At 65.0% G+C, this 8989-nt stretch carries 8 protein-coding genes; 5 read left to right on the forward strand and 3 right to left on the reverse strand.

Annotated features, from left to right (window positions below; genetic code table 11):
* Positions 1-438: 438 nt before the first annotated feature.
* Positions 439-1068, forward strand: a complete 630-nt coding sequence (locus WA702_RS29255; RefSeq protein ID WP_425114017.1) for a hypothetical protein — start codon at positions 439-441, stop codon at positions 1066-1068.
* A 352-nt stretch (positions 1069-1420) separates the two neighbouring features.
* On the opposite strand, the gene WA702_RS29260 is transcribed toward WA702_RS29255, so the two are convergent.
* Both WA702_RS29260 and poxB read right to left on the reverse strand, forming a co-directional pair.
* On the reverse strand, positions 1421-1639 hold the full coding sequence (locus tag WA702_RS29260; RefSeq protein ID WP_425114018.1) for a hypothetical protein: 219 nt from the start codon (positions 1637-1639) through the stop codon (positions 1421-1423).
* A gap of 154 nt (positions 1640-1793) precedes the next feature.
* Positions 1794-3524: a ubiquinone-dependent pyruvate dehydrogenase gene (gene poxB, locus WA702_RS29265; RefSeq protein ID WP_425114019.1), complete on the reverse strand. Its 1731-nt coding sequence runs from the start codon at positions 3522-3524 to the stop codon at positions 1794-1796.
* A gap of 237 nt (positions 3525-3761) precedes the next feature.
* Here poxB and WA702_RS29270 point away from each other — a divergent pair, with 237 nt between their 5' ends.
* The 3 genes from WA702_RS29270 (at position 3762) to WA702_RS29280 (ending at position 6930) form a co-directional block, all read left to right on the forward strand.
* Positions 3762-5771: a PAS domain-containing sensor histidine kinase gene (locus WA702_RS29270; RefSeq protein WP_425114020.1), complete on the forward strand. Its 2010-nt coding sequence runs from the start codon at positions 3762-3764 to the stop codon at positions 5769-5771.
* Between the two features lie 74 nt (positions 5772-5845).
* Positions 5846-6223, forward strand: coding sequence for a response regulator transcription factor (locus tag WA702_RS29275; RefSeq protein WP_425114021.1), 378 nt, complete (start codon positions 5846-5848; stop codon positions 6221-6223).
* Positions 6220-6930 (forward strand): response regulator transcription factor, encoded by a 711-nt coding sequence (locus WA702_RS29280; protein ID WP_425114022.1) that lies wholly within the window; start codon positions 6220-6222, stop codon positions 6928-6930. Before WA702_RS29275 ends, WA702_RS29280 begins: the two co-directional genes overlap by 4 nt.
* A 41-nt stretch (positions 6931-6971) precedes the next feature.
* Here the strand turns inward: WA702_RS29280 and WA702_RS29285 are convergent, their stop codons facing one another.
* Positions 6972-7535: a hypothetical protein gene (locus WA702_RS29285; RefSeq protein ID WP_425114023.1), complete on the reverse strand. Its 564-nt coding sequence runs from the start codon at positions 7533-7535 to the stop codon at positions 6972-6974.
* Between the two features lie 473 nt (positions 7536-8008).
* Here WA702_RS29285 and WA702_RS29290 point away from each other — a divergent pair, with 473 nt between their 5' ends.
* A complete protein-coding gene (locus WA702_RS29290) occupies positions 8009-8908 on the forward strand; it encodes an RNA polymerase factor sigma-32 (RefSeq protein ID WP_425114024.1) in 900 nt (299 codons plus the stop codon).
* Positions 8909-8989: the final 81 nt, after the last annotated feature.

The following is an 8989-nucleotide window of genomic DNA, read 5'->3' on the forward strand; positions in this document are numbered from 1 at the left end:
GCGCAGGACCTTGACCTGCACCTTGTCCCTGAGATCGATCGAACTGCGAAAATAGCTCGGCTTGCGCCTGTTCATATGGTGTCTCGCGCTGCGTGAGGTGGGAGGGGTTGCGGCCGGATGCGGATGATCCGTCCTGGCCGCCAAGGTGACCGTCCCGCGCTGCTCGCGAAGAGTCTGTCGCCATGAAGGCAACCGCCACGGTTGACCGCCGTTCCCAGCCTTTCGAAATATGCGGGCGCCCGTGATCGAGTAGCTACGCGGCAGCGCAAGGCACCGGTCCGCGATGACGAGCAGCTCGACGATGCTGGCCCTTGGCTTTGGCCGCGGCAAAGCGACACGTGGGTGGTCAAGACCACCTTAACCGCTCGTTAATAATGCCCAATTAGCTGTTGATCGTCACGGTCTGTAACGATCAGAAACACACAGAAAACAACCTCCATGACCGCCATCGCCAGCACCAGCCAGATCTCGCCCGCGATGGAGCGGATATATCACCAGAGCAGCCTGCTCGGTGAATGGAAGGGCAGCTGGACCGGACGACACAGCGACGTGTCGTTCAAAGTGGTGAGCATCCGCGGCGCCCAGGCGACGGTCGAATACACCCACAATGGACATACCGAGCGCGGAATCGGCAGTGTCAACGGCGCAACCATCGATTTCGGCGCAGTCACATTCGGCACCAAGGACGGCAAGAACGCGGCTCTGATATTCTCCGCCGGCGGCGGCAAGGCGTCCGCCATTCTCCAAAAGCAGGCGCCCCCCGCCGACGACAATAAGCTGATCGGCAGCTGGAGCGGCTTTTCGGGCGACAGCGGCAAGAGCGTGAGCTTTCGCGTCACGTCCGTCAGCGACAAGGAGGCGCAGGTCGCCGTCTCGGTCGATGGCGTCCTGCGACAGGGCACCGGCATCGTGTACAAGAACGTCATCATGTTCGGGAATACACAGATTTCGACCGAAGACGGCCAAACAGGCAAGGTCACGCTCCGGGTCGGCAGCAAGTCCTATTTGCTCCCTGCGACCAAAGCGAAGCCGGCCAAGACGTCGTCCTCGGTAGACAAGTCAGCTTGAGGAAACGCTGTTGCGCGACATGCTGCTGCACGACTGAGGTGCGGTCGCGAAACCAGCCCGACGGCGCCTAAGTTCAGGCGCGCGCCCGCTCAGCGTCCCATGTCCGGCATCACCTTGCCATTGCACATCTCCGGATGTCCGGACCTCTAAACGCCGACATAACCGCAGCGCGTTCGCGCTCGACGATCCAACGCATCTGCACGTCGTCGTGATGACCCGTGGTCAGCGCATGACAATGCACTTCCGCCTGCTGTGACCGAGGCGAAGGTTGTGCGCCGCAATGCTGGCTTTGTCCGCAACGCAAAAAGCCCCGCGCAGACCGCGGGGCCCTTTCGCAAGTCGTTCAACGCCCTTACTTGGACATGCTGCCCGCCTGGTTGGTGCCCGGGCCGACATTGCCCTGGCTCGACGGATTGGCGCTGCCGCCGGACCTCATGTTCGCCCCGGTCGTGGTCTGAGACGACGACATCGACGAATGATGCTTCTTATGATGCTTCGCCTGAGCGGCGAACGGCGTGGCAGCCAGACCGGCTGCGACCAGAACGGCGAATGCGAGTTGGGTGGTCTTCATGAGCGCTGGCTCCATCATTTTTGACTAACGTCATTCAAATCAACACGCGGCGTACTAGTTCCTTCCGAAGCGAGACATTGTTGATAGGATCGCCGCGCGGGCTTTCAAAACTTCATTCGGACGCGGTCACCCGGGCCGCCGCATGAACAGGCGTTCATCTCGGCAACAAATTTTCCTTCGCGAGATCGATGACCTCGTCGCCGCGCCCGCTCATGACGGCGCGGATCAGCCAGACGGAGAAACCCTTGACCTGCTCCAGGCCAATGGTCGGCGGCATCGACAACTCCTGCTTGGCGGTGACGACGTCCAGCACCGCCGGCCCGTCATGGGCGAGGAATTCGGCAACCGCGCCGGGCAGATCGCCGGGATCCTCGACCCGCTTGCCGTGGATACCCATCGCGCGCGCCATCGCGGCGAAATCCGGATTCTCCAGATCGGTGCCGTGCTCGACGAAGCCGGCTGCCTTCATCTCCAGCGCCACGAAGCCGAGCGTGCCGTTGTTGTAGATGATCACTTTCACCGGCAGCTTCATCTGCTTCAAGGTGATGAGATCGCCCATCAGCATGGCGAAGCCGCCATCGCCCGACAGCGAGATCACCTGACGTTTGGTGTCGATGGCCTGGATGCCGATCGCCTGCGCCATCGCATTGGCCATCGAGCCGTGCACCAGCGAGCCGACCAGGCGGCGCCTGCCATTGACAGCGATGTAGCGCGCAGCCCAGATCGTCGGCATGCCGACATCGAAGGTGAAGACGGCATCATCAGACGCGGCCTCGCTGACCAGACGGGTGAGATGTTGCGGATGGATCGGCAGCCGGCCGGGCGTACCTGTTGCGAGCTCGTCGAGGCCTTTGCGGGCGGATTTGTAGTGCGCAAGATTGCGCTCGAGATGACGACGGTCGGATTTCGGCTGCAGCTTCGGCTGCACGGCGCGCAAGGTCTCTGCGACATCGCCTGTGATGCCGAGCTCGAGCCGCACCCGCCGCCCGAGCTGGCTCGGGCGGATGTCGACCTGGGCGATCCTGATGTTGGACGGAAAGAACTGCTTGTAGGGAAAATCGGTGCCGAGCATCAAGAGCGCGTCGCAATTATGCATGGCCGCGTAGCCGGAGGAGAAGCCGATGAAGCCGGTGAGGCCGACGTCATAGGGGTTGTCGTATTCGACATGCTCCTTGCCGCCGAGCGCATGCACGATCGGGCTCTTCAAGGCCTCAGCCAGCGCCATCAGCTCGCCATGCGCGCCGGCACAGCCGCGGCCGCAGAACAGGGTGACGCGAGCGGCGCCATTGAGGAAATCCGCCAGCGCCGCGATGTCGGCCTCGGCCGGGCGCACCACCGCCTTCGGCGGCAACAGGCCGGCAACCGCAGCCGGCGCGCGCTTGCCCGCCGCCTTCAGCGCGACATCACCGGGAATGACGAGCACCGCGACGCCGCGCTCGCCGACCGCGGCGCGAATCGCATTCTCCAAGACGAACGGCATCTGGCTGGGATCGGAGACCAGCTCGCAATAGACGCTGCATTCGCGGAACAGGTTTTGCGGATGGGTCTCCTGGAAGTAGCCGCCGCCGATCTCCTGGGTCGGAATGTGGGCGGCGATCGCGAGCACCGGGGTGCGGCTGCGCTGCGCGTCGTAGAGGCCGTTGATGAGGTGCAGATTGCCCGGCCCGCAGGAGCCGGCGCAGACCGCGAGCCGGCCTGTGATCTGCGCCTCGCCGGAGGCGGCAAAGGCGGCTGCCTCCTCGTGGCGCACGTGGATCCAGTCGATCATGTTGCGGACGCGCAGCGACTCCGTCAGGCCGTTGAGGCTGTCGCCGACGACGCCGTAGATCCGCTTCACACCGGCAAGTTCGAGCGTCTCGACGATCTGATCCGCGACTGTGGCCATGACAGGATTCCTTCCGAAGCGAGATTGCGAGAGGCCACGAAAATCTAGCCGCAGCGACAGATCAGCTGGGTCAAAATTCCGTGCTGCACAAGGTTCCTACCAGATGCTGTCCGCGGTTCAGTGAGCAAACTTAGGTATGACTGACCGGAGGGCACGCCATCCGCTATTGGCTGCGCCAAGCACCGGGGCGCCGATCTGTGCTAGCCTGTCTGGCGGCGGAGCAGCGAGGGCAGCGAATTGGCGAAACGGGACATCGATAGTGCCAGCGCGGACGGGCTCGACCGGCACAGACGGCGGCTGATCCTGGCGGCTGCGGCGACTGCGTCATGCGCGATCTTCGCGGCCGACGCGCTGAGCCCGATCGATGGTGCGGTCGCCGTGCTCTATACCGGCGTGGTGCTGATCGCGGCCGCGCTCGGCCGCCGCTCCGTGATCGCGACCGGCCTCATCACCGCTGGGCTGACGACAACAGCGTTTCTCTACGGTCATTTCTCCTGGACTCATTTCTCCTGGACTCATGAAGACGCTCCGCTCGGCGGCGCCACGCTGCGCTACGCGGTCAGCCTGGTCGCCATCGCGATCACGGTGCTGTTGACGCTGCGCGACGGTTCGGCGCGCGTCACCCTCGCCGAGCAGGCCCGTATCCTCGAGCTGTCGCACGACACCGTCGTGATCCGCGACGCGAACAATGTCATCCAGTACTGGAACGAGGGCGCGGAGCGGCTCTACGGCTGGCGGCGCGAGGAAGCCGTCGGCAAGACCTGCCAGCAGTTGCTCCGGACCGTGCTGCCGGGCAGCGACGTCGCGCGACAACTCGAGGAGACCGGCGCCTGGTCCGGCGAGATCGAGCGCACGCGGCGCGACGGCACGCCCTTGATCCTGGCCAGCCGCTGGCTGCAGCGCCGGGATCCGGAAGGACGGCCGATCGGCATCATCGAGACCAGCGCCGACCTGACCGCGAGCCGGCAGGCGATGGCCGAGCGTCAGGCCTCGGAGCAGCGCTACAGCACCATCTTCAATTCGGCTGGCTTCGCCGCGCTCGAATGCGATCTCAGCGCGGCGATGCGGCTGCTGCGCGAGGTCGATGGGCTCGATCGCAACCTGGAACAGCGGCTGCAATCGCAGCCGGAACTGGTGCGCGAGGCCGTAAGCAAGATCAGGATCTACAATGCCAACAAGGCCGCGCTCAGCCTGTTTGCAGCCGATACGGCCTCCGACCTCGCGCCAGGCGTAATGCTGCTCGCCGGGCCGCCCGACGCGGAGCAGGACGTTCCGCAACAAGACGTGGCGCGACGCGCTTTGGCGCAAGTGTTCGCCGCGCTGGCGCAAGGCGACCTGCTGGTGGAGACCGAGACCGAATGCGCGACGCTCGACGGCCGCGCCATCGACATCGTGCTGCGCGTGTCTGTGCTCCCTGACGGACGGGACTGGTCGCGCGTGCTGCTGATGGCCGTCGACGTCACCGAGCGCAACGAGGCCCGCGCCAAGATCGAGCGCTCGTCCGCCGACCTCGCCCATGCCGGCCGGGTCTCGATCCTCGGCCAGCTCGCCGGCTCAATCACGCATGAGGTCAACCAGCCGCTCGCCGCCATCATCAATTACGGCAAATCCGGCAAGCGCTGGCTGGCGCGTCCCGAGCCCGATCTGGCCGAGGTCGCCGAGTGCCTGGACAAGATCGTCGCCAACGGCAACCGCGCCGCCGACGTGGTCGGCCGGGTCCGCGCCCTCGCCAGGAAGACGGCGCCGCAGACCAGCGCCGTTGATATTGCCGTGCTGGTGCAGCAATCCGTGACGCTGCTGGCGCGCGAGGCCTCGACCGCGGCGACCTCGATCCGGGTCGAGCAGACCGGCGAGCCTGCTCGAATCGTCTGCGACCGCGTCCAGGTCCAGCAGGTGATCGTCAATCTGCTGATGAACGCGCTGCAGGCGATGCGCGACGTCACCGAGCGACCGCGCGAGATCCATGTCACCATCGACGGTAGTGCGGATGCAACAGTCGAGGTCGCGGTGCGCGATTCCGGCAGCGGCATCGACGGCGATCCGAACCGCATCTTCGATCCGTTCTTCACCACCAAATCCGACGGCATGGGCCTCGGGCTGTCGATCTGCCGCAGCATCATCGAGAGCCAGGGCGGCCGCATCCAGGCGTCGAACAACACGCTTGGCGGAGCGACCGTGGCGTTCACGCTTCCAATCAGCATACCGGCCGAGGCACGCTGGCGGGCGCGACCTAATATCTTGATATGAATGTGCGGCAACGGCCGGCGCGCCATACCATGGCGATGGCCGCATCGATTCGGCCCGCTGGGCAGGAGAAAATAGTGCAGCATAGGCCGACCATCTGCATCATCGACGACGACGCCGACGTAAGGGAGAGCATCTCGAGCTTCTTCCGCTCCGTCGGGCTGCAGGTCGCAGGCTTTGGCGCGGCGGAGAGCTTTCTGGAATCGCCTGTCGTTGCGGATGTCGGCTGCCTGATCACCGATCTGCACATGCCCGGCATGGACGGCCTCGGCCTGCATCGCGAACTGATCAGGCGCGGCGTCGCCATTCCGGTGATTGTGATGACGGCCTACGCCACGCCCGAGGCAAGGGCCGAAGCACAGGGCCTCGGTGCCGCCGGCTTTGTCGACAAGCCGGTGGATCCGGAGCTGTTGCTGCATGATGTCGAAGCCATCCTCAAGAGGCCACACACATGAGCATAGCGCAGGACCTCGCCAGCCAGCCGCTGATTTGCATCGTCGACGACGACGCCGATGTGCGCAGCTCGATCGCGAGCCTGTTGCGCGCGATGGATTACGCGGTGCAGACCTTCGCCGGGCCGTCCGATTTCCTGGGCTCGGATGCGGTGGACGCCGCCGCCTGCCTGATCCTCGACATCCGCTTGCAGGAGGCCGATGGCCTCGAATTCCAGCAGGAGCTCGCGGCGTCCGATCAGGCTATCCCGGTGATCCTGATCAGCGGCTTCGGCGATATCCCGATGACCGTGCGCGCCATGAAGGCCGGTGCCATCAACTTCCTGCCGAAGCCGTTCGACGATGAGGCGCTGCTGGCTGCGGTCGCGGAGGGCGTTGCGCGCGACCGGCAGCGGCGTCTCGCGGCGCGGCGCGACGAAAGCATCCGGCTGCGCTACGAGCAGCTCACCCCGCGCGAGCGCGAGGTCATGCACCTGGTGACGACAGGGCTGATGAACAAACAGGTCGCCTGGCAGCTGTCGCTGAGCGAGATCACGGTCAAGATCCACCGCGGCAACATGATGCGCAAGATGCAGGCGAAATCCTTCGCCGATCTGGTGCGCATGGCCGACCAGCTCGGCATCCGCAGCGCTGTCGCGGCGATTGCCAGTCCCGACGGAAGTTCTGACGACGCGAGCGGATCCGCGCGGCGGCCGGGTCCGGCCAAATAAGCAAAGCAAGTCGCCTGCTCGGCCAGCGTCGTGCGCGTCGTTCAGGACTGCCGTCCATTCGCCGAAATCATCTCGCCGGCCCGCACCGCATTGCTCACGATCCGCTGGGCACATAACAGCGCCTCAGGCAAATCCGGCTGCTCGCGTTTCAGCCAGCGCAGTGACGCGCGGCCGTCGGACAGCAGCACCGACAGCGGCTGCCGCAGCTCGTCAAGCAGCGGTGACGGCACCGCCGCGAGCGATGACGCGCCATGCGCATCCGCACGCGGCTGCGATGAGGAATCGCCGCGCTCGCCGCGCAGAATGAACATCGAGACCGCGACGAGCAGCGTGATCGATATCGCGGCATGCACCAGTTCGGTGGGCCCGTGGACGTCCACGATGGACGCCAGCGTCAGCAGGAAACCGGCCGAGACCAGCGCCTGTGCCGGGCCGACGCCGGAGAGGCGCCACACCACCAGCGCGACGACGCAATAGAGGTCGGAGACACCGAAGCGGTAGCCGGTCGCGACGTCGACGGCGAAGATGGCCGGCATCAGCAGCGTGAAGAGAATGGGAAACCGAAGGGGTCCATCCTCGCGCCATTCCGAGCACGTGTTTCTCATTGCCGATCCCACTTGCCAGTCCCATGCGGATCATGGCCGCGGCGATGCCCGCAGGCTTCCAGGTTCCAACGACGAACTTGCTTGAATGCACGATGAATCGCAGTGGCCGGGACGGTCCAGGTTACCGCGGTGGTTTGACGCGGGGGCAACAAGATCCGCAGTTCGCGGATATCACGTCCACGTCATTTGCCTGCGCATATCTGTCGTGATGCGCGAACAACCCTATGCCGATTGGGATGACGTCCATCATCCCTGTATGTTCGAAATCGATCGTGCGCACTTGGAATCACGGGTCCTCGTTAACACCAAGATTTAATATTCAACAAGATTTGGCCTCACTAGCTTGCCCCTAACATTTCACCGCGCCGTTACGGAGCAAGCATATGGCCAGCACGATGGCTTCAGGACCTTCTGCCTCTCGCGTTCCAACTGTAGCTCGCATGGATCTCGCGCGCTTCGACGAGCAATCCTACATGAGCACGATTGCCCGCTACCCGGTGCTCGAGCAGGCGCACGAGGAGCAGCTTGCACGGCAATGGGCGCGCGACAAGGATCAACAGGCGGCCGATGTCCTGGTGACGAGCCATCTGCGGCTCGCCGCCAAGCTGGCTCGGCGCTACCGCGGCTACGGCTTTCCGCTCGGCGACCTGATCGCAGAGGCGAATCTCGGCCTGGTGATGGCGCTCAACCGCTACGATCCGGATCGCGGCGCGCGCTTCTCGACCTGCGCGATCTGGTGGATCAAGTCGGCGATCTACGACTATGTGATGCGATCCTGGTCGCTGGTGCGGCTCGGCCGCACGCCGGCCCAGAAGAAGCTGTTCTTTCGGCTTCGCGGCGAGATGCGGCGATTGTCACCCGAGCGTGGCGGCACACTGACAAAGGAGCTCGCCGAACAGGTTTCGCAGTCGCTCAACGTGCCGCTCGACGACGTGCTCGAAATGGAGCAGCGGCTCTATGGCGACCTGTCATTGAACGCTCCAACGTCCGACCTCGACGACGCCGCCGAATGGCAGGATTTGATCGCCGACGACTCGCCGAGCGTCGAGACGCTGCTCGCCGCCAACGACGAGCGCGACCGCCAGCGCGCCGCGCTCGCTGACGCCCTGGCCGTACTCAATGCCCGCGAACGCCACATCTTTGCCGCGCGTCACTTGCGAGAGCGCCCCGAGAGCTTCGAACAGATCGGGCAGACGCTGTCGATCTCGGCCGAACGTGTCAGGCAGATCGAGGCACGCGCGTACACAAAGGTGGCGAGTGCAGCGCGGCGGGCGTGCAAGGGCACGCCGACTCCGGTCACCGTGGCGCTGCCGCCGCCCCGAGCGCCGCTGCCTCGCCTGATTGCAGCGACCACCGAGCCGGCTTACGCCTAAGGCCCGCGCGCGATGGTCAGTCGCGACATGGCGCTCCTGGCGAAATCAACGGTGCAGCGGCTCGGCCGAGCGCCGCTCGGC

It is taken from the genome of Bradyrhizobium sp. (assembly GCF_049798375.1).
In the GTDB taxonomy this organism is placed as follows: domain Bacteria; phylum Pseudomonadota; class Alphaproteobacteria; order Rhizobiales; family Xanthobacteraceae; genus Bradyrhizobium.